This is a genomic window from Pleurocapsa sp. CCALA 161 (assembly GCF_003003995.1).
Classification (GTDB): domain Bacteria; phylum Cyanobacteriota; class Cyanobacteriia; order Cyanobacteriales; family Xenococcaceae; genus Waterburya.
Window position 1 is genome coordinate 18,362 of the sequence record NZ_PVWF01000040.1, and the last position, 23,513, is coordinate 41,874.

Sequence of the window (23,513 nt, forward strand, 5' to 3'; positions counted from 1 at the left end):
TTTTAAAGGTTAAAACAAGGTAAATCCTGGTAGATAGATGCGTTAAAATCATTTGTACGAACTCTGACATCAAAGCAATAATTAGAGCTTAGATATTGTTTCTCCCGTCAATTTGTCGCGTAGATAACAATATAACGAACGTAAGAGGTAAATTTACTAATAAAACTATGGATTCACCAATTCAGGCAGTACAAGCTCCCTATAGAGGAGGCGGTGGCAACTATCGCACTCCACCCCCAGATTTACCTTCTCTACTATTAAAAGAGCGCATTATCTATTTAGGTCTTCCCTTAGTTTCTCCCGATGAGTATAAAGACCAAATGGGAATTGACGTTACGGAGCTGATCGTAGCTCAATTACTCTTTCTACAATTTGATGATCCAGATAAACCAATCACCATGTACATCAACTCTACTGGTACTTCTTGGTATGGCGGAGACTCGATCGGTTTTGAAACAGAAGCTTTTGCTATCTGTGACACTATGGATTATATTAAGCCCCAGGTTCATACTATCTGTATTGGTCAGGCGATGGGAACAGCAGCAATGATTCTCTCTTCTGGCGCTAAAGGCTATCGTGCCAGTTTACCCAACGGCACAATTATTCTGCATCAGCCTCGCCAGGGTGCTAGAGGACAAGCTACAGATATCCAGATTCGCGCTAAAGAAGTTATTGAAAACAAGCGCGCTGTTTTAGAAATCTTTAGTCGTAACACTGGTCAATCAGTAGAAAAGCTAGAAAAAGATACAGATAGAATGCTCTATATGACTCCTCAAGACGCTAAGGAGTATGGATTAATCGATAAAGTTTTAGAAAGTACCAGGGATTTACCGACTCCCGTAGCTGCTCTTAGTTAAATTAAGCTATCAGCCGTCAGCTATCAGCTATCAGTTATCAGCCGTCAGGTAAATCAAGAGCTAATAATTCAAAGCTAAAAAAAAAGAACACAAGAAACCCTTATAAAGGTAAAAAATCTATGCCCATTGGTATCCCAAAAGTTCCCTATCAAATGCCTGGTCAGCAGTATAGCGACTGGATTAGCATTTATGACCGTCTCTATCGTGAGCGAATTATTTTTCTTGGTCGAGGGGTTAACGATAATCTCGCTAACCAGATTATTGCGATCATGCTCTACCTAGATTCTGAAGATCCTGGTAAACCAATCTACCTTTATATAAACTCTCCTGGCGGTTCTGTAACTGCTGGGTTAGCAATCTATGACACGATGCGTCACATCAAGTCTGAGGTAGTAACTATCTGTGTTGGTTTAGCTGCCTCGATGGGGGCATTCTTGCTCTGCGGTGGCACTAAAGGTAAGCGTTTGGCGCTTCCTCATTCGCGGATTATGATTCACCAACCTTTAGGGGGTGTTCAAGGACGCAGACAGGCGACAGATATTGACATCGAAGCCAAAGAAATTCTGCGCATTCGTGACCAGTTGAATCAAATGATGGCAGACAATACAGGACAATCTATCGAAAAAATCAAAAAAGATACCGATCGCGATTATTTTATGTCAGCTTATGAAGCGATGGAATATGGTCTAATCGATCAGGTAATTGAAGACAAGCAGTAGTCTAAGATATTAGTTAATAATTTCAATATGCTGGTGAGTTAATTAAACTTGCCAGTTTTTTGTTTAATTATTTTTACGATTACTTGTGTAACTCTAAAAGTTGCAAAATTCCAGACAAGCTTCTTGCACAATTTTGAGGTAAACATTAGTAAACATTTGCATGACAGTATTTAAACTCTTCAGCTATTAGCAAATTATGCTTAAGAAATATAAATATACATTAGGTTTGCTAATAATTAACTATTAGTATTTATACTGTTGACAAATTGGTAAATAACTGAATATCGAGTCTAAAACAATGAACATGCACACTTTAAGAAGCAACATCAGAAAAAGTAGAGATACTTTTATCGGTAGAGTGCTAAACACCAAAAAAAATCTTAATTATCTCAAAGACTTGGAATCTTGGGGCAGCCTGGAGATTGTTAATTCTAGTGAGGCTTATATCGAATATAGATTGATTTAAGTTTTAAGATTGAAATTGTCAGAGCTGCTTCAGATTGTGGAGCAGCTTTTTTGTTTCAATAAATTTGTAGTACAACTCATAATCAACTAAATTTGGAAATTATCCGTTTTCGCGTGACAATCTTGATAGGGATGAAAGAGGAGTGAGGAAAAAAGATAGCTTGAAATTTGGGCGTTGCTGATTCAAAGTATACCATTTGCGAAGCTTATCCTTGAGGACAAGAATACAATGTAAAACTGATAGTAATACGGTTTGTAGCTATAAGCCGTAAGCTCTAAGCTTTTTTAATATTCACAAAACCGTAAAAATTTTCATAATCATACACCGATTCAGCAACGCCGAAGTTTGAACTAAAAAGGTTGTTAAATCACTTCTGACTTTATAATTTTGTACAAATACGATGTCGTCAAGTAAAACTAAAAATTACAGTCTGCCTCTAGACAAAATTCGCTACAACGAACAAGGGTTAGTACCTGCGATCGCTCAAGACTATCTTGACGGTACAGTGTTAATGATGGCCTGGATGAATCAAGAATCGTTACAGAAAACTTTGGCTACGGGGGAAACTTGGTACTGGAGTCGATCCCGTCAGGAATTATGGCACAAAGGGGCAACTTCAGGACATATTCAAAAAGTGCGATCGCTGCGTTACGATTGTGATAGTGATGCTTTACTCCTGACCATTGAACAGGTTGGAGATATTGCTTGTCATACAGGGGAGCGTAGCTGTTTTCATCAGATTGATGAGCGCAAGCTTGCACCTCCTGCCGACACTTTATCACAAGTCTATCGCGTGATTTGCGATCGCCTAGCAAACCCGACAGAATCTTCCTATACCTGCCAGTTAGTTGCGGGGGGAGACAACAAAATCCTCAAAAAAATTGGTGAAGAATCAGCCGAAGTAGTCATGGCTTGCAAAGACGATCGACCAGCAGAAATCGCCTCTGAAGTGGCAGACTTGCTATACCATACTTTAGTTGCGTTGGCTTATCACAAGGTAGACATCCGCGATGTTTATCGGCAACTACAATCTAGAAGATAAATTGATTGGTCATTGGTCATTGGTCATTGGTCATTGGTCATTGGTCATTGGTCATTGGTCATTGGTCATTGGTCATTGGTCATTGGTCATTGGTCATTGGTCATTGGTCACTGCTTTGCGTATTTCCGAGTAAAATGAGGTTTGCTTAGTACCGTCACGATATTTAACTACCGTGGTACGCATTTTAAAATTATCACTGGCAAACCACTGTCGTTCTTCGGCAGACATTTCATCAGTTTCAATCATCAGAGTTAGTGCCTCATCCTGACCAAAAACATAGTTTCCTACAACTTTAGAATCTTGAGGACGAAGAAGTTTTCCTGTAGTATCGCTATTTGGGTTACTCACTAAAACAATAGTTGCTGAACCCACCTGTTTATCTTTACCCCAGTCAACGGAGTTATCCCAGCTTTGAACTGCGCCACCGACAGCCAAACTTGAGTCTAAATTATGCTGGCGACAAAGTTCTAATACTCGTGAATCATCAGCAGCTAGCAATTCAATGGTAATATCAGCCTTGCTGCTGGCGGATTGATTCTGGTCTAAAAAATAGTTGGTGCGCTGACTAAACCATTTACCTGCACTTAAGCTGAGGAATTTTTCTAAATTCATGATTATATGATTTTACCGACTCGATAGAGATTGTTTCAATTACTGCCTTTAATTAATTGAACATATCTTGGTTTTCTTAGCAACACCGCCACTTTTGCCCCAATCTTATGTATAGCCAACAAAATTACCCGACTTCTGTTACCGAATTACCTTCTTTAGAATTGACTCTAGATATCTTGCTTAACCGCCAGGAAAAAGACTGGGGGTGCTTTCAGGTGCTTAAAGAAGGAGAATTTTATTCTTTATATATTCCCACGTTAGATAGTTTCAAGCTCTATAAGAATCCGAAAAGTGAAAACTTTAAAGGATACTGGCGTAATTATCGCTCAGATATATTGCCTGATGTTAAAAGTCGTGATGAAAAACCTGATATCTTTCTACGTAACCGCAGCAAACAGGTAGAAGAAAAAAAGAAAAGTAAAACCCTGCTGAAAAAACAGCGAATTATCGATGTTAAGTACCGTTTTAATTCTTGCCCAGAAATGTATCGGCTTAATCAAATGATTGCCAAATTGATTCGCGATCGCCTTGCCAGTAACCTCACCTTTGATCCTGGGACAGAAGTTATGCCTTTGATATTAGCCACTGAACTTGAAGAGTAACATCCTTTTGTTATCAATTTGTGCCAGAAGCATATCAAGCTCGTTAAAATAATCGGGCATAATTACAACTAGAATTTGACAGACTTATGATCGAGGCAAAAATTGGCATAATTGGTGGCAGTGGTCTATACAAAATGGATGCTCTTAAAGATATTCAGGAAGTCAAGTTAACCACTCCTTTTGGCGATCCTTCAGATGCGATTATCATTGGTCAACTAGAAGGCTCAACCGTGGCTTTTTTGGCTCGTCATGGGCGCAATCATCACCTTTTGCCTACAGAATTGCCTTTTCGTGCCAATATTCATGCGCTCAAGCAATTAGGGGTTGAATATATTATTTCTGCTTCTGCCGTTGGCTCACTTAAGGAAGCTGCTAAACCTCTAGATATGGTAATTCCCGATCAGTTTATTGACCGCACTAAAAATCGCGTTTCCACCTTTTTTGGCGATGGATTGGTTGCGCACATTGCCTTTGGCGATCCTATTTGCCCCAATCTTGCCCATGTTTTGGCTGATGCTGTAGATTCATTAAATTTGTCAGATGTAAATTTACATCGCGGTGGCACTTATGTTTGTATGGAAGGTCCTGCATTTTCGACCAAGGCGGAATCTAATCTCTACCGCAGTTGGGATGCAACAGTTATTGGCATGACTAATTTGACTGAGGCTAAATTAGCCAGAGAGGCAGAAATAGCCTATGCTACCTTGGCACTAGTAACAGATTATGATTGTTGGCATCCCGACCATGACAGCGTTACGGTGGATATGATTATTGGAAATTTGCAGAAAAATGCCATCAATGCTCAATTGGTAATTAAAGCAACAGTCCAACAACTACATACCAATCCGCCAGAATCAATGGCTCATTCGGCTTTGAAATATGCCATTTTAACTCCCCCCGATCAGATTCCCTCTGCAACTAAAGCAAAACTGTCTTTATTAACTAAAAAGTATTTTTGATCTTTAAGCGGATATTTTGCTTTTAGAACGACACGAAGTTAGTCCTTAAGAAGTCTTTTAGGGGACGTTTTTTTCTGGTAATTAATCCCGACTAAAATTATCGGGTATGTTTGACTAGTGGTTTTTACTCGTGATAGCATTCAATAACTGTTGACGAATATAAATGTTAAATCATGACCCAGACACCCATCAAAACCTCCACAGGACGCACTTTCACCCATTTAGTATCAAAAGAAGGTGGCATTAAGTATCCATTAGAAGCACTTAACGTATGCGAAGAAACTTTTTCTCCCCTAGAAGTTGCTTACGATTATGATGAAATTCGTCGCCAGGTTAGCCGCGAAACCATTGCCGCTGGTCCTAATTCAATTTGGCGCTACAAAGCATTTTTACCCGTAGAAAGTGAAAATCCCATTGATGTTGGTACAGGCATGACTCCTTTGGTCAAGTCCAATCGTTTAGCTCGTCGTCTGGGTCTAAAAAATCTTTACATCAAAAACGATGCAGTCAACATGCCTACTCTTAGCTTTAAAGACAGGGTAGTGTCTGTAGCTTTAACTCGTGCTAGAGAACTAGGCTTTTCTACGGTTTCTTGTGCAAGTACTGGTAACTTAGCCAATTCTACCGCAGCGATCGCTGCTCATGCAGGTATGGACTGCTGCGTGTTTATTCCTGCGGACTTAGAAGCAGGAAAAATCATGGGTACTCTGATTTACAACCCTACAGTGATGGCAGTTAAAGGTAACTATGACCAGGTAAACCGTCTTTGTTCTGAAGTAGGTAACAGCTACGGTTGGGGTTTTGTCAACATTAATCTTCGTCCCTACTATTCTGAAGGTTCTAAAACTCTAGGTTACGAAGTAGCAGAACAATTAGGCTGGGAATTACCCGATCACATCGTGGCACCTTTAGCCTCTGGTTCTCTATTTACCAAAATTTATAAAGGCTTCAACGAATTTGTCAAAGTGGGTTTAGTAGAAGATAAAACCGTTCGCTTTAGTGGCGCACAGGCAGAAGGTTGTTCCCCCATCGCTCAAGCATTTAAAGAAGGCAGAGATTTTGTTACACCTGTTAAGCCTAACACCATCGCTAAATCGATTGCGATCGGTAATCCTGCTGATGGATACTATGCCCTAGATATCGCGCGTAAAACCAACGGTAATATCGAAAGCGTCACTGATGCGGAAATTATCGAAGGTATGAAGTTATTAGCAGAAACAGAAGGTATTTTTACTGAAACTGCTGGTGGTACAACTATTGCCGTCCTGAAAAAACTAGTAGAAGCTGGTAAAATTAACCCTGATGAGAAAACAGTTGTTTATATCACAGGTAACGGTTTAAAAACCCAAGAAGCAGTACAAGGATACATCGGTGAGCCTTTAACCATCGAACCAAAACTAGATAGCTTTGAGCGTGCGCTAGAGCGTTCACGTACTCTAGAGCGTCTGGAGTGGCAGCAAGCTAGTATCTAGTAGTCTGTCAAATATTAAATTGATGGGTTGAGGTTAGGTAGTAGGTAGTAGGTAGTAGGTAGTAGGTAGTAGATAAAAAACTCATTATTCATTACTCCACTCATTACTCATTACTCCAAGCTTGCTCACCAATCATTAATTAATTGACAAAGCACTAGTCGTTTCCATTAACTCTTGTTACATCATTCATTTATTTTTCAATCGATCATGACTGTTAAAGTATTAGTCCCAACTCCGCTGCAAAAGTTTACTAACAATCAGGCAACTATCGAGTGTGATGGTGGAAATATTGACCAACTTATCGATGCTTTGGAGAAAAACTGTCCAGGTATTAAAGCTCGTATTTGTGATGAGAGTGGTCAACCCCGTCGTTTCTTAAATCTTTACGTCAACAGCGAAGATATTCGGTTTCTTGAAGGTACAAATACAGCACTAAGTGATGGTGATGAAGTAAGCATCGTTCCTGCTGTTGCTGGGGGTTAATCCAACAGATTTATAGATTTCGTAACAGTAAGTAGAGCGGAGACTAGCAACTAAGCTAGTCTCTTTTTTTCTAGAGTGGCAAAATAAACTGGAGTTTATTAATTAATATAGCGATCGCCAATATAATTTAATTAAAGTTCTACTCGATGAGTTGTTCCAGCAACGGTAACGCGATCGCCTGTAACTAGTTTACGTCCTCGTCTCAACTCTGTTTCTTCGTTTACCATAACTATTCCTTGTTTAATGATAATTTTTGCTTCTCCGCCAGTTTGGGCAATTCCCTGCCATTTAAGAAACTGGTCGAGCTTAATATGTGGTGTTAACGTTAAATCCTTCATGGCTTGATACGGTAAAAATACTGATAGGCTTCAGTAAATCCTAGCTTATTGTCTAGGTTTATTCCTCTGCTTGATTGGCGGTTTCTACCTGAAGATAAACCTTAGTTGCCCCTCGATTGCGTCCTCAGTTTGTCATGGCTGCCATTAATTGAGTTGCGTAACCTCGACGACGCTGTTGTTTAGGAGTAGTTAAGAAAAATATTCCTAGATAGTTTTTTCTAAAACTCCTAATCCAATGGCATCAAAAGCGATCGCTTTTGATGCCATTTAAAGTGACAGTACTATTTAGCGTTGCTGAATAAGTAATGATTTCACTGATAATTATCTACGCAAAATATTGAGCTTAGATGTAGATGTTGGATACTGTTATTTATTTAAAAATGCCTTAATTTGGTAACATTTTTGAAGCGAGGTGCGGATGAAAGGACTTGAACCTTCACGTCCGAAAACGCTAGAACCTAAATCTAGTGCGTCTACCAATTCCGCCACATCCGCAAGTATGCAACGTTTATCATCATAACAGATATTAATCATAAATCCAACATTTTAGAAACGATGGCAGGATTGTCGCAGACGATCTCGATCTGGCTCTTGCCAAGCATAACTAAAGTGACTCATGGAATTTACTTCAGGAGTTGCTTTACGTAGAGCTTCAATCTGGGTTTCTAAAGGTAGATGATTTCGGTATTCCTTACCCCAAGCACCAGCCAAGGCAGGAATAACATTGGTTGTGGGTGATGTGTTTAACACTTTTTTCACTTGCTCGGTAATACAGTTAGTTTGGTCTTCACAGATACCATAAGCCATTGGATGCCACTCTAAATCTGGGGGAAATTTATCCCAAGCCTGAAGACGAGAATCAAAGCCTTGCGCACCGACAAGACGATTAGCTTCGGGGAAAAATACTGCTCCAGCCTTTAGCCCTCGATCTTCTGCTGTTTGGGCTGCTGAGGAGAGAAAATCAATCACGCCTTGAGCAGCATGGGCAACGGATAAGAACCATAAATCTCGGTTGAGCTTATTTTGGCGAGATGATGCAGTAGCTTTAGAGTTGGACTCAGAAGGGCTACCCTGCCACTTAGCTTGGGTTTCTTTAGGGTACTGCCGATCAATGAATTCCAGATCGCGAGTAGATAAATTTCCCGTCTCAACAAATTTCTTGATTAAAGCCAATCCTTTTTGATTGCTTGCTCGAGCATATAAAGCATTGAGAGACGATTTGCCATAAATCCATAAATCTTTGACGTTGTTAACCAAAGAATGTCCAGCAACGCCACGAGGATAACGCACATAATCAAATAAAACGCCATCTGGCTGTCTTTTAAGTACAGCCTGGAGCAAATTATTGTAATCTGTTTGTGCTTGGGAAGAATAAGGATCGATAAAGGCTTGAGCGCGATCATCGACGTAGCTGAGGCTATTTTTGCCAGTAGCGTTACGGGCTAATGCTTCTTGGCGATCGGGTCGTTGAGCATAGGTATAGCCAAAATTCATTGTAAATAGCCAAGCGTAGACTTTTAAACCTCGTTGATGCGCTCTGTCGATCGCCTGCTGTAATAAATCGATTTGATCTCCATCAGGCGATCGCACTACTGGTGTCCAGGGAGTTGGATTGTCCCCAGGAGGTAACAGTACTTGGCTGTCGTAAAAGACTTCTAGATGTATTCTGTTGTAGCCTAGATTGACAATGCGATCTAAAACGTAATCTAAAGAACCAGGATTAACATCGCAGGGGTAAAGGCGTAACCAAATAGCCTGTTCTTCGGGCCAAGTTTGACTGCGACAAATCTCGAGCATTTGTCGATGTTTCTGGACGATCGCCGTATATTCTGGTTTGACTTGGTCATTGCTTATTGATGCCTCAAGTAGCTTTTCTTTGGCTGCAACTTCCTCTGGGGCAAACTGACAATAAGGACCGATAGCAGCTTTAGCGGGGGTTGCTACTAACAAACTAGAGCAACTGAGCAGGGTAGCGCTTAAAGCTGTCAGAATCTTCATATTAGTCTTAGGAAATACATGATTTAGCTGGAGGAATCTAATCTTGATCGCTGGAGGAACTAGTCTTTGATCGTACATAAGTAGGTGGATAAAATTAAATATAAAAATATAGAATGTCTAAATAGATCAGATCGCGCCCTTGACTTGAAAACTGGAATTCAAGGTGATTTATTTTTTCACTAAGCTATGGGGTGTTTACATCGAACTAAGCGATATAAACCCTTGTCCCTTTTCCTTTTCCCTAAAATAATTAGCTAAAGAACTATGAGTTTCAACAGTGTGGTTGTGTAAGCTGAATGCGATTCAGCACACCCCACACTCAAAATGAACGCGGTTTAGCTATTTCATAGTTTAAAGTTGAGAAACAACATTCTAGCAAGGTTAATTAAAAATTTATGATTAGAATACTAAAGTACTACTGCAAATCTTGAAGCTAAATATTCAATTTTTAACCTATGGACGTTTTTGTTTCTGGTCGGCTTTGTCTCTTTGGAGAGCATAGTGATTGGGCAGGGGAATATCGGCAGGTTAATCCTCACATTGAGCCTGGATCTGCTGTAGTGGTAGGGACAAATCAGGGTATTTATGCCCAGGTCAACCAGAGTCCTCTTTTGGTTTTGCAAACCCTGCATTCTGCTCAAATGTTAGAATTAGCTATGGACAAAGAACTTTTGTTAGCCATGGCGCAGACGGAAAGTTTCTATAGCTATGTGGCGGGTGTAGCTTACCAGGCGTTAATTCGTTATCAAGTTGGTGGTTTGGCGATTAATAACTATAAAATGGATTTACCCTTGCAAAAAGGCTTATCTTCCAGCGCAGCAATTTGTGTTTTAGTCGCCAGAGCATTTAATCTACTTTACGATCTGGGCTTAAGTATCGCTGAAGAGATGGAACTGGCCTATTGGGGAGAAAGAACTACTCCTAGCCATTGTGGTAGACTAGATCAAGGTTGTGCCTACGGAAAGCAACCGATCCTAATGACCTTTGATGGCGATCGCTATACCACGCAACCATTAACCGTCGGACAAAATTTGCATTTAATTATTGTTGATTTGGCAGGGGCAAAAAACACTCAAAAGATTCTCGCTCAACTAAATCGTTGTTATCCCCAAGCAGATAATTCCATTGCGGTTCAGGTACAAAAATATCTTGGTAAGATTAACCGAGCATTAGTCAAACAAGCTGTTACTGCCCTACAACAAGGTAATGCTGAGTCTATTGGCGCTTTGATGAATCAAGCTCAAGCAGAATTTGATCGCTATGTTGCTCCTGCTTGTCCTGAACAGTTAAATGCACCTATACTGCATCAGCTACTTAATCATTCATCACTACAGCCATATATATGTGGAGGTAAAGGCGTTGGTTCGCAAGGAGATGGGACAGCACAACTGATTGCTCTAGATCGCAATAGTCAGTTAAAGGCGATCGCTTTAATCACCAGAAATTTTCCGCAGATGCAATGTTACCAACTGAATATTCTCAAGCAAATATAGCGAAGCGATACCCACTTGTGTGAGGACAATCATTACTCGTTACTTATTACTTAACCTTGAGTTCGGGTTAAGCAGATTAATTGGTGGAGATAGCTTAGAGCTATTAGCTTTTGAGATAGTTTGGATGCAACTCTACTATGAAAGAAGAACGGAAAATAGTATTTTTTAAATACCTTCAAAATAAGGATTTGAGCTAATCCCGAACTCAGGTTACTTACGAGCATATTAACTTTAATATGTCCTAACTTAATGTTGCGCGGCTATATCAGCCTAAAATTATGTGGGCAAACTAACAGCAATTTCAGAAATCAGAACAAATATCAACTTCTTTTTGGAACGAGAAGTTAGACAATTAGCCCCAGAAAGATAAAGATAAACTTCAGCAAATCACAGCATCAGAAATTTAATAACTCAAGACTATACTGCAAATTATCTAAAAACCAAATCGGCAAAGACGTTCTAATCATAGAACGCCTTGAAAAAAGCTTTAATTTCTTAGTAAAGCTCTTCTTCTTGATGAGTAGTGATCGTGCAATCAGAGCTAGGATAAGCAACACAAGTAAGAACGTATCCAGCTTCAATTTGATCGTCATCAAGAAAAGACTGATCGGATTGGTCTACAGTACCAGACTCAAGCTTACCTGCACAAGTAGAACAAGCACCAGCACGACAGGAGTAGGGCAAATCTAAACCTTGCTCTTCAGCAACGTCAAGAATGTACTCATCATCAGGTACTTCGATGGTTTGTTCGCCATCAGGCATTTTCAAAGTAACGTTATAAGTAGCCATGTAAGTTTTCCTCTTTATATAAGGTGAGATATTAATTACTGCTAATAGAAGATTCATCTGCTCTGTTAAATTGAGCGTATTTTTCTTAACCATCCAGCATCATTTTTGATACTAAGGGAAAAGTACTGATTATTGATCGGGCATTAGTAATGAGATTTGTAATTCATCCTAAAATAAGTTTTACTTATATTTAATCTAAGCCCAATCAAGCTGATTTAAAAAATACTTTGTGTCGTCCATAACAACGTATTGATAGGACAATTTAAATATTAAAACCACAATTACAGGGGGGATAGTTGGGCGAAAAATAATTATTAATTATAGTTATACCTATAATTGATGATTTGTTCTTAGAGTAAATTAAATATTTTTTGATAACTTATGAACAATACAAATTCAGTTTTGCTCAAGGTGGGTATTGTCGGCACGGGATATGCAGCCAGCAAACGAGCAGAGGCTATTAAATCCGATCCGCGTACAGAATTGTTGGTAGTAACGGGAAACAGTGCTGTACAGTTACCAGAATTTTGTCAAAGATATGCTGTTCAAGCAGTTGATTCCTGGAGTGAATTAGTCAATTTACCTGAGCTTGATTTAATTTTTATCTGTACGATTAATCAAGGGTGTGGTGCGATCGCCAAAGCGGCAATTTTAGCGGGAAAGCATGTCGTAGTTGAGTATCCTTTAGCGTTAGAAGTTGAAATTGCCCAAGAGGTAATTGAATTAGCAGCAGCCAAACAAAAGCTCCTGCATATAGAGCATATTGAGATAATTGGTGGTTTACACCAGGCTCTTAAGCAATACTTACCACAAGTTGGGCAAGTCTTTTATGCACGTTACACTACTATTAGTTCTCAACATAATGTCAAACAAAGCTGGAAATATCATCGGCAACAGTTTGGCTTTCCCCTTAGCGCAGCACTATCGAGAATTCATCGCTTAACTGATCTATTTGGCACTGTCGAAAAAGTTAGCTGTGATAATCGCTATTGGAATTTATCTGATCTAGATTATTTTACCGCCTGTTTTTGCCAGGCTCAACTAACTTTTGACAGTGGCGTTAAGGCAGATATTACCTATGGCAAAGGAGATGTTTTTTGGCAAAGCGATCGCACGATGGAAATTTATGGTGCAACAGGAAAAATTGTTTTTGTCGGGGAAAAGGGGATGTTAATTAAAGGAAATAACGAGCAAGAAATTCCTGTTAGCCCTCGTCGTGGTTTATTTGCCCAAGATACAACGATGGTTTTAGATTATTTATTTAAACGGCAACCCCTTTATATTCAAGCTCAAGCTAGTCTTTATGCTTTAAAGGTGGCAAATGCTGCTCAGAAATCTGACTATATTAAACAAACAGTTTATCTAGATCAATAATAACAAATAACATAATTGAATTTTTCTAATTAATTGTTTATTTTGAGCTGATTTTAAGTAATATAGCAAGTGATCTACTAAACAGCTTAAAACCTCTAAAATTTCTGGTTTTAATCCTAAAATGACTGGTTTTAACCCCAGACGATGAACTTTAGGTTTTATTTTGATAGTTATTATTTAACAACTGCATCAAATTAATGGTTTATCTAAATCCTGCTAATCAATCATCAGATTGCGAAATTGAGCGTCAACCAGCATTACCCCCATCTCTGCTGATTCCGCCACCAGATAAACCTCCCGAACCAGCTTCAAAATTAGGTTTAAAAGCCAAAATCATGCTGACGGCGATCGCTTTAGGCGTAATTCCCGTGATGGTTATTGGCGCGATCGCCTACCAAGTTACAACAACCCACGTTACCCGTCAGGTTAAACTGACACAACAAGCTCATACTAATCAGCTAGCAACTATGCTAGAAGAATACATAGTCTCTCGCAAAAATGAAGTCACCAGTTTTGCCAGCAGCACAATTTTTACCAATCCCAATGTGATTGAGCGGGTAACTGTCAGTCAAAAAAAAGCTGCCTTAAACGCTTTTCAAAATCAAAACAAGTTTTATGACAATATTGCCTATCTAGATCTTCAAGGTAATCCTTTATTTCAAAGTCAATCAGAATTTCCTCTCGTCAACAACTTAAGCAACCGCCCATATATCCAAAAGGCGATCGCTATAAAACAAGCAGTCGTGAACGAAATTAGCATATCTCCTCTATCTGGTGAGCTGCAAATGGAGTTTGCTGTTCCCGTGAAAAACGGCTGGACAGATGAAGTGATTGGCGTAATGTACTTTAGAATTCCTGGCGAGCAAATTGAACCTATATTTGGGCAATTGACTGCGGAAAATGAGCAGTGGCTTCTAATTAACACACAAAATACTGTTGTTGCTAGTGCTGTAGAAAACTTGGTTAACCAACCTCTAGCCAAATATTACCCAGAAGTTCAAGCAGCTCACGCTGCTAAGCAAATGGCAACAGTTTCAGGTGATAACCCTCAGTCAACAGGGACAAAGCAGTTGGTAGATTACACACCAGTTAAGGTAGGTACAGCGAATCCTCAGCTCAATTTAGGAACGGCGATCGCTCTAGATAAAGATGTTGCCTTGGCATCGCTCCAGCCCTTGCGCTGGATTTTTTTGGGGGGAACTATGGGAACTGCCTTGTTAGTCAGTTCTCTTGCTGGTTTGCTGGCTAACCGTTTATTACAGCCCTTATCTACTCTTAATGCTGCGGTGGAAAGATGGAAACAAGGTAAGCTAGACACTAGAGTCAAACTTAAAGGTCAAGATGAACTATCTGTTTTAGGCGCTAGGCTTGACGAAATGGCAGAACAGCTAAATCTGGCTGTGCAGGATAAAAAAGATCTAACTCAAAGTGCTGAACTCATTGCTAATATATCTCAAGCTCGCTCTACAAGAGAATTGCAACTACCTCTAGGTTTATTTCTGGCTACAGTTAGACACAAAATTGTTACAGATCGCGTAATTTTTTGTCAATTTGACCGTCAATGGGGAGGAAAGATCATTGCTGAATCTGTAGCTTTAGATTTTCCTCGTACTTTGGGCATTCAGTTGGACAATTTCTGCTTTGAGCAAGAAGAGCTGCAAAAATTTCAAGGTGGTGGAATACAAGCTTTCTCGGCTCTTAAACATGCCCATTTAAATGAATACCATCTCCAGCAATTAAAAATTTATCAAGTAAAAGCTGGCTTGATTTTGCCTGTCGTCTTAGATAGACAAGCTACTGATGAATCAGAACTAGTGGGTCTATTAATTGTCCATCAATGCGATCGCAATCGAGTTTGGAAACAGTCAGACATAGATTATTTACAGCAAATTACAGCTCAGTTGGCGACGGTACTTAGCGCATACTTTTATCAAAGACACGAAAATCATCACAAAATTGATTTTAAGAAAAATGTTGCCCAAGTGGCAAGCAGTATCGAGCAAATGACTCATGGTAATTTGTCCATAAATTTAGACAGTCTTGGGCAAGGAAGTGAGCTGGTTAAATCTGTAAACACCATGGTTAAGAGTGTTCGACAGACTCTAATTCAGGTAAAAACACCCGCTACAAAAATTAATACCCAGTTAAGCACAAACAAACAAGATTTAGCGAAGTTGCAAGACAATTTGTGGCAACAGGCTAATCAGCTAAAATTAACTTTTATTTTAATCGAGCAAATATTAAATTCAACGGCGGAAGTATCCTCCCAGGCAGAACTAGCCTCCGAGGCAATTAGTTCGGTTGTGAGTAATGTTGAGTCTGAACAGGCAAACTTTGCCCAAGCAGTTACTTTTATGTCAGAACTGAAAGTCTATTTGCGTAACAATACGGAGAAAGTTCATCATCTTAATAGTGCTTCTCAAAAAATGACTCGAGTCATTGACTCTATTCGTAAGATAAATTTACGAGCTAGTCTATTGGCTAGTAAACTAGGTAAGCGAATTCCCCAACTAGGTGAGACTATGTTTGGTCTACAAGAAGAGATTGAATCTATTCAGCAGTCGATCGCCGCGACTAGAGAGTTAGAAGGTTTGGTACGCTCTATCGATAGCGAAATTTCGGGAGTTTTACAAGATTATGCTAACAGTAGCAGTATTCTTCAACAAGAAAAAGATATCGTAGCCAATGCTAGTAAAAACTTAGAACAGATCTTACAAATATCTAAAACTGCTCAACGACATCTATTTTCAGTAGCTCATACAGCTAATACTCAAATTAAAACTGCTCTTACTGTTAGCAATCTAAAGTCTGAATTAAATCAAACTTCTCAATCTATCTACGCCTTGAGCGATCGCACTGTTAATTCATTGGAAAAGACCGCTCTTACTGCTAAGGATCTTAAAAATGTGCTTGATTTTCTCAAGTTAGATCGAGCTTAACCTGCTCAAACCTTCAACAAATCTTAAGAAAATTGAGAATTCACTATTATCAATGCTGTTTAACATTATCGATGTTGCTTTTATTAGTTACTCTTAAAGATAGACAAGCTTTTTCTTGTTGACTTTTTTATCAACGGTTGAGAAAATAGAAATATAGTCAGCAAAAAATTTTGTAGTAATTGATAGCAGCCTTATTTCTGACCAATTAACGATTAAACTCTCGATAAATGAGGCTGAAATATAGAGCGCTAGAATCGAAACTAATTGCTCAACCCATGTTTTAAACTATTTAAACTATTTTCTACTCTATTAATCATCAATTGAGGCATTCATGGCAAGTCGCGCAAATACTTCAAATACTTCTACCAGTACTAGCAATTCAGATAAAGATAAAGCTCTCAGCTTAGTTTTAAAACAGATTGAGCGCAATTTTGGTAAGGGTGCAATTATGCGTTTGGGCGATGCTGCCCAAATGAGGGTAGAAACTATTCCTAGCGGAGCATTAACCCTTGATGTTGCCCTAGGAGGTGGATTACCCAAAGGCAGAATCATTGAAATATATGGACCTGAAAGTTCAGGGAAAACTACTCTTGCTCTCCATGCGATCGCCGAAACCCAAAAAGCAGGAGGAGTAGCTGCCTTTGTCGATGCTGAACACGCTTTAGATCCCACCTATTCAGCAGCATTGGGAGTAGATATTGAGAATTTATTAGTAGCGCAGCCAGATAACGGTGAATCAGGGTTAGAAATCGTCGATCAGCTAGTGCGATCGGCCGCAGTAGACTTAGTGGTGGTAGACTCGGTTGCTGCCTTAACTCCCCGCGCTGAGATTGAGGGAGAAATGGGAGATAATCAAGTCGGCTTACAGGCTCGTTTGATGAGTAAAGCCCTGAGAAAGATTGCGGGGAATATCGGTAAATCGGGAGCTACGGTAATTTTTCTCAATCAGCTACGGCAAAAGATTGGGATTAGTTATGGTAGTCCCGAAGTAACTACTGGTGGTAACGCCCTCAAGTTTTATTGCTCGGTGCGTTTAGATATTCGTCGCATACAAACTCTCAAAAAAGGCAATGAAGGGATGTATGGGATTCGTGCCAAAGTCAAGGTTGCCAAAAATAAGGTTGCACCTCCTTTCCGTATTGCTGAATTTGACATTATTTTTGGTCAAGGGATTTCTACTATTGGCTGTTTGCTAGATCTAGCAGAAGACTTAGAAATCGTCATCCGCAAGGGTGCTTGGTATAGCTACAAGGGCGAGAATGTTGGTCAAGGTCGAGATAATACAATTAATTATCTGCAAGAAAATCCTGAGGTAGCAGCGGAAATAGAGGCGAAAGTCAGGGCGGACATGAAGGAAGGAAAAACTATTGGCACATCTCCTCAAACCTTTGATGATGATCATTCTGAAGAAGAATAGTCGCTGATCTTACATTTAAATTAATAAATCAAGGCGATTGTTTTTTATAGAGCGATCGCCTTGATTTATTAAAGCTATTAGCTTTTCAGTTAATTGGTTCAGAAGTTGAAATCATACCTCGATCCAGCAACGCCAAAAGTTTGTAGTTTGTAATAAACATTACATTGCTTCAGATTACGATTCTAAATATCCTTCAATTAAAATATCTGAATCAATTACTTTAGTTGTAATTTGTTTTAAGGGCAATGCTTCCGTCATTAGATTCAAACCCAAATCACCGACGGGAGATGGTGCGTCTGTACCACCGATGATTTTAGGAGCGATAAACGTCATTACTTTTTGAATTGTACCATCAGCGATCGCTTTAGCTGCTAATCTACCGCCACATTCCCAAAGAACTTTGGATATTCCTCTTTGATATAGGTGTTCCATGACTGTTTTCGGAGTAAGTGCAGCAACAGTAATAATATTTGTTTTCTTACTGAGGAGTATTTGCTGTTGTCGAGAATCATTGTTTTCGGTGAAGATAAGAGTTTCCGCTAGACGATCCTGCCAAAGATTGCAGTCGGCGGGTAGATCTAGACTACGACTCATGACAACTCGCAGCGGGTTATGTTCGCTCAGACCATGAGAGGTTAAGCTAGGGTTATCTTGACGAACCGTATTGCCACCAATGATTACGGCATCACAGGTACTTCTTAGCTGATGAACTAAATGACGAGAAGCTTTACTTGTCACCCAAGCACTATGTCCAGTAGTAGTGGCTATTTTGCCATCTAAGGTCATAGCGTATTTGAGAATACCAAAGGGTTGTTGATGCAGTATGCGATGAACAAAAGCTTCATTTAATTGACGACAGGCAGTTTCTTCTACGCCAACCACCACTTCAATTCCTGCATCCCGTAGTTTTTTAATTCCTCCCCCAGCAACACGGGGATCGGGATCTACCATTCCCGTAACTACCTTAGCTACCTGCGCTCTAATTAGCGCATCTGAACAGGGGGGAGTTCTTCCATAATGATTACAGGGTTCTAAGTTAACATATACCGTCGCGCCTTGAGCGTCTTGTGCATCTTGCAAAGCAAAAACTTCTGCATGGGGTTGTCCAACTCCTGGATGAAAACCCGAACCAATAATTACGCCATCCTTAACTACAACTGAACCGACTAGAGGGTTGGGAGATGTTTGTCCTGCTGCACGTTGAGCTAGCTGCAAACATTTGTGCATCATTTCACGGTCAAAAGCTGATATTAGAGGTTTATCGGTCATAGCAATTTTACGCAAAACTAACCTAGAGACTTTTCAATTTACGTATATTCTTGGTCGCCATTACCCAATATAGCGGATATAACTGCGTGGATAGCCATAGGTTTGTACTGCTGCTTAATTTTTGTCCTGGGATAAAAATTGAACAACTTTTGACCTTTGCTTAACTCATATGGTCGCAGGAAAATGATTTCGTGATTGAAATAAAGATTATTAGCGCTAGTCCTGGCATGAGTACTCAAGAACAGGTATTACAGCTAGTACAAGCTAGAAAAACTGGAATAACCATCAAAGAGATCAAAAGCATCGTCAATCGTCCTATCTCGATGATCCAAATTCATCTGCGGGAGTTAATTGCCGATAAAGCCATCATTACTCACAAAAACAAGGCGGGAGTGGGTTTGATTTACTATCCTCGTGAAAATATCAATTGATAATTAAATAATTATATTAATCACCATCTCCTCTTCATGAAACAGCCTAAAAAAATTATCTTAGCTTTTGTTTGCTTAGGTATAGGATTATTGATTGCCATCAAATCTGGAACAGCTCAATCAGTGGCTAACAATCAACTTAGTTATCAAACTATCGAGCGATCACAATATACTCTGCATACAGTCACAATTCCCCACACCAGCGGTTATCTAGTTAGTCCAGCTATTTCAGGAGAGCTAAAGCCCATCTCGGACTTTGCCCAAGATCATATTGTCGCAGCGATTAATGGCGGATATTTCGATCCTGTCAATCAAAAGACAACTTCTTTTATAGTTGAGCGATCGCAGATTGTGGCAGATCCACGGTTTAATGAAAGACTAGTAGATAATCCCGATCTTAAACAATATTTGAGCAAGATCTTTAATCGTGCTGAGTTTCGCCGTTATAACTGTGGTGGGTCAACGAAATATGATATTCAGCCACACTTTGCACCCATACCTAACGATTGTACCTTAATTGAGTCTTTAGGGGGAGGGCCTAGTTTATTACCCCAAAATACTTCTGTAAAGGAAGGTTTTATTACTTATCAACAGGGTGAAAAAATTCGTGATGCGATCGGCAATGATAGTTTAAATGCCAGAAGTGCGGTAGGTATCACCCACAACGAAGACGTGATTTTGGCGATGGTGGCGCAGCAGTCAAAAAAACCTCTCAATTCAGGGATCTCAATTCCTGAACTAGCTTCGCTGATGTCTAGTCTAGGTGCAGTTAAAGCAATGAATCTCGATGGCGGAAGTTCCACCTCGCTTTACTATGATGGTCGGGCTATTCACGGCAGGGTCGACCAAGCAGGAAAGAAAATTATTAGACCAATTAAATCTGTTTTGTCGGTAATAAAACCTTAGATTGAGTAACGAGTAATAAGTAACAAGTATTAGTTATTCTGATTTCAGCTTAATTTTCTGCATAATTTGTTTTCTCTAAAGCTATTCAGACTTATAAGAATTTAAGAGAGTAAAAATCATGCAGACAACCAAACTTAAAAAGTCAGACTGGTACTTCATTCCTCCCACTTTAGGCGGTGCAGCAGGAATTGTGATTGGTTTGGCGATCGCCAATTTTCTGGGCTGGATTTGAGTAACAATAATTTGGCGATCGGGTTACTTCCCATTTTTTACAGCATTCTTAATTGAACCTAAATTTATACCCTAAAATCAAATTTCCGAAGAAACCACTTTAGATTTTTCTTTAGATTTTGGTTTCGATGTTGGATTGTTTTCAGTCAGCTTTTTATCTTGGGCTTGTTCCAGTTTGGCTGATTCTAAAGGCTTAGAAGCAACTTCTTTGTTGAAGACTAGCTTGTCGTCCACGCAGTCTACAATAATTTTGTCCCCTGGGGTAAAGGTACTATCGAGGATCATCGTGGCAATAGGATTTTGTAATTCTCGTCTGATCGCTCTTTTGAGAGGACGCGCACCATAAGCAGGATCGTAACCGATGGTAACAATTAGATCTTCAGCTGCGGGGGATAGTTCGATCTTTATTTTCTGATCATTTAATAAGCGTTGAATACCTTTCATCTGAATCGTGACAATTTCTTTGAGTTCTTCTTTCTTCAAGCCATGGAAAATAATCAGATCGTCAATACGGTTCAAAAACTCTGGACGGAAATGACCCCTTAGAGCTTGAGTCACCTGATTTTGAATTTTGTCGTAGTCTTGATCATCTCCTTTAACGTTTAAGATGTGTTCGCTACCAATATTACTAGTCATAACAATAATGGCGTTGCGAAAATCTACTACTCGCCCTTGAGAATCAGTAATTCTACCGTCATCGAGTACCTGAAGCAAAATATTAAAAACATCCTTGTGAGCTTTTTCTACTTCGTCTAATAGCACCACACAATAAGGACGACGACGTACTGCTTCGGTTAACTGTCCCCCTTCCTCAAATCCGACATACCCAGGAGGCGCACCAACCAAACGAGATACAGCGTGTTTCTCCATATACTCGGACATATCAATTCGCACCATCGCATCTTCACTATCAAACAAAAATGCTGCCAAGGCTCTGGCTAATTCCGTTTTACCTACTCCTGTCGGTCCCATAAAGAGAAATGAACCAATTGGTCTATTCGGATCGCTCATCCCTGCTCTTGCCATGCGAATCGCTGCGGATACGGCTGCTACAGGCTCTTGCTGTCCAATTACTCGTTGATGCAAATGTCCTTCTAGCTGGAGTAACTTTTGTCTTTCCGATTCTAGGAGACGATTCATCGGTATTCCCGTCCAATTAGCCACAATTTCCGCAATATCAGATTCTGATACCTGTTCTCTTAAGAGAGTAGTTTCCTCAGATTGTAGATCGATCAGCTTGGTTTCTTTTGCCTCCAAATTTCTTTGTAGGGTTTCTAACTTGCCATATTTTAATTGGGCTGCTTTTTCATGGTCAAAAGCCCGTTCAGCTTTATCTAATTCCAGACGGGTTTTCTCTTCTTCTTCCTTAAGGGCGTTAATCTCATCTAAAAGGTTCTTTTCAGATTGCCACTGAGCAGACAAACTCTCTTGCTTACTTTTTAAAGTTTCGATTTCTGCCGTAATTTTCCCTAATTGATCTTTAGATGCCCGATCTACGATCGCCACTCCTAAGCGTTGACTTTCCCCACTGAGGGAGACTTTTTCCATCTCTAGCTGCATAATACGGCGATCTACATCTTCTAATTCGCTGGGTTTAGAAGTAATCTCCATTTTCAACTTGGCTGCTGCCTCATCAATTAGGTCGATCGCCTTATCGGGTAAAAAGCGATCGCTAATGTAGCGTTGAGAAAGTGTAGCTGCTGCAACTAAGGCTGAATCAGTAATGGTTACGCCGTGGTGTACTTCATATCTTTCTTTGAGTCCCCGCAGGATAGAAATGGTATCCTCCACAGAAGGCTGCTTAACGTACACCTGCTGAAAACGTCTTTCTAAGGCAGGATCTTTTTCAATATTCTTACGGTATTCATCAAGGGTAGTTGCCCCAATACAACGCAATTCTCCCCGCGCCAGCATCGGCTTGAGTAAATTTCCAGCATCCATTGAGCCTGAACCTTCTTTTGCTCCTGCTCCTACAACGGTATGCACCTCATCAATAAAGAGAACTATTTGTCCACTAGATTCAGTAACTTCTTTTAATACCGCTCGTAAACGCTCTTCAAACTCACCGCGATATTTTGCCCCAGCAATTAAACTACCCATATCCAAAGAAATCAACTGACGATCCTTAAGAGATTCAGGCACATCACCATTAACGATCCTCTGGGCTAAACCTTCGGCGATCGCAGTTTTACCAACTCCAGGCTCACCAATTAACACAGGGTTATTTTTCTGCCGACGGGAAAGCACCTGAATGACGCGACGGACTTCTTCATCTCGACCAATGACAGGATCTAATTTACCTGCTCTTGCCTGTTCCGTTAGATCTCGTCCATACTTCTCTAAAGCCTGATACTGTTCCTCTTGGTTTTGTTTGGTTACCTTTTGCGAACCGCGAATTGATTTAATTGCCAGTTCCAAACTCTCCACATCAACATTAAAACTGCGCAAAGACTTCTTGCCAATGCGAGCATCTTCGGCAAATCCCATCAGGATATGCTCAATCGAAATAAAATTGTCACCCCAGCTAACGCGACAGTCTTCCGCCCGATCGAGCATCCGATCTAAACTTGGGCCTAAATAAAGCTGGGCTGAACCAATCCTCGGCTGACGCTTGGTAAACATCTCTAGCTGCTGTTTGAGCCTAATCGAGTCAACATTTGCCTTATCCAAAATAGCGATCGCCAAACCTTCTTGTTCGATTGCTGCCAAAATTAAATGCTCTACCTCTAAGTTTTGATTTTGAAATAATTTGGCAACTTCTTGAGATTTGACGATTGCATCCCAGGCTTGTTCCGTAAACTTACTTTGGTCGGTAGGCTGCATATTTTAGCTAAATAGGGTTGTTAAATTTGAGAATTGAATTGATGATGCCCAGTATAGCAAGGCTTCAAGCACTAACATTTATGGGGCAATTATCTGGAGCATCAATTGAAGATAATCTTATGCCTTTATCATAATTTTAGTATTATCTCCCAATTAAAGACCATGAGTTTTCAAACTAGCAGGGAAAACGCATCTAAGATTTAGCACGCCCTGTTTAACGTGAGTTCGACGAAAAAATTAGAAACAAAGAAAGGCTGAGATGTAAACTCAGAATAAGCAAAAATACTGAGTAT

At 39.9% G+C, this 23,513-nt stretch carries 21 protein-coding genes and 1 tRNA gene; 15 read left to right on the top strand and 7 right to left on the bottom strand.

Features of this window, described 5'->3' with window-relative positions:
* Window positions 1-167: 167 nt before the first annotated feature.
* From C7B62_RS11590 to C7B62_RS26135, 5 genes are all read left to right on the top strand, one after another.
* Window positions 168-857, top strand: a complete 690-nt coding sequence (locus C7B62_RS11590) for an ATP-dependent Clp protease proteolytic subunit (protein ID WP_106236124.1) — start codon at window positions 168-170, stop codon at window positions 855-857.
* A gap of 119 nt (window positions 858-976) precedes the next feature.
* Complete coding sequence (locus C7B62_RS11595; RefSeq protein WP_106236126.1) at window positions 977-1,576, top strand: ATP-dependent Clp protease proteolytic subunit; 600 nt, start codon at window positions 977-979, stop codon at window positions 1,574-1,576.
* Between the two features lie 298 nt (window positions 1,577-1,874).
* Window positions 1,875-2,042, top strand: a complete 168-nt coding sequence (locus C7B62_RS25700) for a hypothetical protein (protein WP_158260671.1) — start codon at window positions 1,875-1,877, stop codon at window positions 2,040-2,042.
* Between the two features lie 400 nt (window positions 2,043-2,442).
* Window positions 2,443-3,084, top strand: coding sequence for a bifunctional phosphoribosyl-AMP cyclohydrolase/phosphoribosyl-ATP diphosphatase HisIE (gene hisIE, locus C7B62_RS11600; RefSeq protein ID WP_106236128.1), 642 nt, complete (start codon window positions 2,443-2,445; stop codon window positions 3,082-3,084).
* Window positions 3,053-3,217: a hypothetical protein gene (locus C7B62_RS26135; protein WP_199194154.1), complete on the top strand. Its 165-nt coding sequence runs from the start codon at window positions 3,053-3,055 to the stop codon at window positions 3,215-3,217. Before hisIE ends, C7B62_RS26135 begins: the two co-directional genes overlap by 32 nt.
* Here C7B62_RS26135 and C7B62_RS11605 read toward each other — a convergent pair.
* Window positions 3,178-3,696, bottom strand: coding sequence for a phycobiliprotein lyase (locus C7B62_RS11605; protein ID WP_106236132.1), 519 nt, complete (start codon window positions 3,694-3,696; stop codon window positions 3,178-3,180). The genes C7B62_RS26135 and C7B62_RS11605 overlap by 40 nt on opposite strands.
* Before the next feature lie 107 nt (window positions 3,697-3,803).
* Between C7B62_RS11605 and C7B62_RS11610 the strand changes: the two genes are divergently transcribed.
* The 4 genes from C7B62_RS11610 (at window position 3,804) to C7B62_RS11625 (ending at window position 7,212) form a co-directional block, all read left to right on the top strand.
* Window positions 3,804-4,298, top strand: coding sequence for a hypothetical protein (locus C7B62_RS11610; protein ID WP_106236135.1), 495 nt, complete (start codon window positions 3,804-3,806; stop codon window positions 4,296-4,298).
* A gap of 86 nt (window positions 4,299-4,384) precedes the next feature.
* Window positions 4,385-5,257 (top strand): S-methyl-5'-thioadenosine phosphorylase, encoded by an 873-nt coding sequence (locus tag C7B62_RS11615; RefSeq protein ID WP_106236141.1) that lies wholly within the window; start codon window positions 4,385-4,387, stop codon window positions 5,255-5,257.
* Window positions 5,258-5,430: 173 nt separating this feature from the next.
* Window positions 5,431-6,729, top strand: coding sequence for a threonine synthase (thrC, locus tag C7B62_RS11620; RefSeq protein WP_106236143.1), 1,299 nt, complete (start codon window positions 5,431-5,433; stop codon window positions 6,727-6,729).
* A gap of 207 nt (window positions 6,730-6,936) precedes the next feature.
* Window positions 6,937-7,212, top strand: coding sequence for a MoaD/ThiS family protein (locus C7B62_RS11625; RefSeq protein WP_106236145.1), 276 nt, complete (start codon window positions 6,937-6,939; stop codon window positions 7,210-7,212).
* Window positions 7,213-7,343: 131 nt separating this feature from the next.
* On the opposite strand, the gene C7B62_RS11630 is transcribed toward C7B62_RS11625, so the two are convergent.
* The 3 genes from C7B62_RS11630 to C7B62_RS11640 all read right to left on the bottom strand — a co-directional run bounded on the left by C7B62_RS11630 (window position 7,344) and on the right by C7B62_RS11640 (window position 9,626).
* Window positions 7,344-7,550, bottom strand: coding sequence for an RNA-binding S4 domain-containing protein (locus C7B62_RS11630; RefSeq protein ID WP_106236147.1), 207 nt, complete (start codon window positions 7,548-7,550; stop codon window positions 7,344-7,346).
* Between the two features lie 413 nt (window positions 7,551-7,963).
* Window positions 7,964-8,045, bottom strand: a tRNA-Leu gene (locus C7B62_RS11635).
* A gap of 51 nt (window positions 8,046-8,096) precedes the next feature.
* A complete protein-coding gene (locus C7B62_RS11640) occupies window positions 8,097-9,626 on the bottom strand; it encodes a family 10 glycosylhydrolase (RefSeq protein ID WP_146132086.1) in 1,530 nt (509 codons plus the stop codon).
* A 377-nt stretch (window positions 9,627-10,003) separates the two neighbouring features.
* On the opposite strand from C7B62_RS11640, the gene C7B62_RS11645 reads away from it, so the two are divergent.
* The gene (locus C7B62_RS11645) at window positions 10,004-11,041 is read left to right on the top strand and encodes a mevalonate kinase (RefSeq protein ID WP_106236150.1); all 1,038 of its coding nucleotides are present in this window, start codon (window positions 10,004-10,006) and stop codon (window positions 11,039-11,041) included.
* Between the two features lie 495 nt (window positions 11,042-11,536).
* Here C7B62_RS11645 and C7B62_RS11650 read toward each other — a convergent pair whose 3' ends face one another.
* Window positions 11,537-11,830 (bottom strand): ferredoxin, encoded by a 294-nt coding sequence (locus C7B62_RS11650; RefSeq protein WP_106236152.1) that lies wholly within the window; start codon window positions 11,828-11,830, stop codon window positions 11,537-11,539.
* 381 nt (window positions 11,831-12,211) lie between these two features.
* Between C7B62_RS11650 and C7B62_RS11655 the strand changes: the two genes are divergently transcribed.
* The 3 genes from C7B62_RS11655 (at window position 12,212) to recA (ending at window position 17,560) form a co-directional block, all read left to right on the top strand.
* A complete protein-coding gene (locus C7B62_RS11655) occupies window positions 12,212-13,204 on the top strand; it encodes a Gfo/Idh/MocA family protein (RefSeq protein WP_106236155.1) in 993 nt (330 codons plus the stop codon).
* A gap of 197 nt (window positions 13,205-13,401) precedes the next feature.
* Entirely contained in the window at window positions 13,402-16,143 is a 2,742-nt protein-coding gene (locus C7B62_RS11660) for a cache domain-containing protein (RefSeq protein WP_106236157.1), read from the top strand.
* Window positions 16,144-16,474: 331 nt separating this feature from the next.
* Complete coding sequence (gene recA, locus C7B62_RS11665) at window positions 16,475-17,560, top strand: recombinase RecA (protein WP_199194155.1); 1,086 nt, start codon at window positions 16,475-16,477, stop codon at window positions 17,558-17,560.
* 174 nt (window positions 17,561-17,734) lie between these two features.
* Here the strand turns inward: recA and ribD are convergent, their stop codons facing one another.
* Window positions 17,735-18,829, bottom strand: coding sequence for a bifunctional diaminohydroxyphosphoribosylaminopyrimidine deaminase/5-amino-6-(5-phosphoribosylamino)uracil reductase RibD (gene ribD, locus C7B62_RS11670; protein WP_233219923.1), 1,095 nt, complete (start codon window positions 18,827-18,829; stop codon window positions 17,735-17,737).
* Between the two features lie 191 nt (window positions 18,830-19,020).
* On the opposite strand from ribD, the gene C7B62_RS11675 reads away from it, so the two are divergent.
* Both C7B62_RS11675 and C7B62_RS11680 read left to right on the top strand, forming a co-directional pair.
* Entirely contained in the window at window positions 19,021-19,260 is a 240-nt protein-coding gene (locus tag C7B62_RS11675) for a MarR family transcriptional regulator (protein WP_106236159.1), read from the top strand.
* Window positions 19,261-19,296: 36 nt separating this feature from the next.
* Window positions 19,297-20,166 (top strand): phosphodiester glycosidase family protein, encoded by an 870-nt coding sequence (locus tag C7B62_RS11680; RefSeq protein WP_106236161.1) that lies wholly within the window; start codon window positions 19,297-19,299, stop codon window positions 20,164-20,166.
* A gap of 309 nt (window positions 20,167-20,475) precedes the next feature.
* On the opposite strand, the gene clpB is transcribed toward C7B62_RS11680, so the two are convergent.
* Window positions 20,476-23,220 (bottom strand): ATP-dependent chaperone ClpB, encoded by a 2,745-nt coding sequence (gene clpB, locus C7B62_RS11685; protein ID WP_106236163.1) that lies wholly within the window; start codon window positions 23,218-23,220, stop codon window positions 20,476-20,478.
* Window positions 23,221-23,513: the final 293 nt, after the last annotated feature.

What these genes read in the sequence shown, in the direction of transcription:
- C7B62_RS11590 (WP_106236124.1), top strand. Translation starts at nt 168, where the DNA reads ATGGATTCACCAATTCAGGCAGTACAAGCTCCCTATAGAGGAGGCGGT.
- C7B62_RS11595 (WP_106236126.1), top strand. Translation starts at nt 977, where the DNA reads ATGCCCATTGGTATCCCAAAAGTTCCCTATCAAATGCCTGGTCAGCAG.
- C7B62_RS25700 (WP_158260671.1), top strand. Translation starts at nt 1,875, where the DNA reads ATGAACATGCACACTTTAAGAAGCAACATCAGAAAAAGTAGAGATACT.
- hisIE (WP_106236128.1), top strand. Translation starts at nt 2,443, where the DNA reads ATGTCGTCAAGTAAAACTAAAAATTACAGTCTGCCTCTAGACAAAATT.
- C7B62_RS26135 (WP_199194154.1), top strand. Translation starts at nt 3,053, where the DNA reads ATGTTTATCGGCAACTACAATCTAGAAGATAAATTGATTGGTCATTGG.
- C7B62_RS11605 (WP_106236132.1), bottom strand. Translation starts at nt 3,696, where the DNA reads ATGAATTTAGAAAAATTCCTCAGCTTAAGTGCAGGTAAATGGTTTAGT.
- C7B62_RS11610 (WP_106236135.1), top strand. Translation starts at nt 3,804, where the DNA reads ATGTATAGCCAACAAAATTACCCGACTTCTGTTACCGAATTACCTTCT.
- C7B62_RS11615 (WP_106236141.1), top strand. Translation starts at nt 4,385, where the DNA reads ATGATCGAGGCAAAAATTGGCATAATTGGTGGCAGTGGTCTATACAAA.
- thrC (WP_106236143.1), top strand. Translation starts at nt 5,431, where the DNA reads ATGACCCAGACACCCATCAAAACCTCCACAGGACGCACTTTCACCCAT.
- C7B62_RS11625 (WP_106236145.1), top strand. Translation starts at nt 6,937, where the DNA reads ATGACTGTTAAAGTATTAGTCCCAACTCCGCTGCAAAAGTTTACTAAC.
- C7B62_RS11630 (WP_106236147.1), bottom strand. Translation starts at nt 7,550, where the DNA reads ATGAAGGATTTAACGTTAACACCACATATTAAGCTCGACCAGTTTCTT.
- C7B62_RS11640 (WP_146132086.1), bottom strand. Translation starts at nt 9,626, where the DNA reads ATGTACGATCAAAGACTAGTTCCTCCAGCGATCAAGATTAGATTCCTC.
- C7B62_RS11645 (WP_106236150.1), top strand. Translation starts at nt 10,004, where the DNA reads ATGGACGTTTTTGTTTCTGGTCGGCTTTGTCTCTTTGGAGAGCATAGT.
- C7B62_RS11650 (WP_106236152.1), bottom strand. Translation starts at nt 11,830, where the DNA reads ATGGCTACTTATAACGTTACTTTGAAAATGCCTGATGGCGAACAAACC.
- C7B62_RS11655 (WP_106236155.1), top strand. Translation starts at nt 12,212, where the DNA reads ATGAACAATACAAATTCAGTTTTGCTCAAGGTGGGTATTGTCGGCACG.
- C7B62_RS11660 (WP_106236157.1), top strand. Translation starts at nt 13,402, where the DNA reads ATGGTTTATCTAAATCCTGCTAATCAATCATCAGATTGCGAAATTGAG.
- recA (WP_199194155.1), top strand. Translation starts at nt 16,475, where the DNA reads ATGGCAAGTCGCGCAAATACTTCAAATACTTCTACCAGTACTAGCAAT.
- ribD (WP_233219923.1), bottom strand. Translation starts at nt 18,829, where the DNA reads ATGACCGATAAACCTCTAATATCAGCTTTTGACCGTGAAATGATGCAC.
- C7B62_RS11680 (WP_106236161.1), top strand. Translation starts at nt 19,297, where the DNA reads ATGAAACAGCCTAAAAAAATTATCTTAGCTTTTGTTTGCTTAGGTATA.
- clpB (WP_106236163.1), bottom strand. Translation starts at nt 23,220, where the DNA reads ATGCAGCCTACCGACCAAAGTAAGTTTACGGAACAAGCCTGGGATGCA.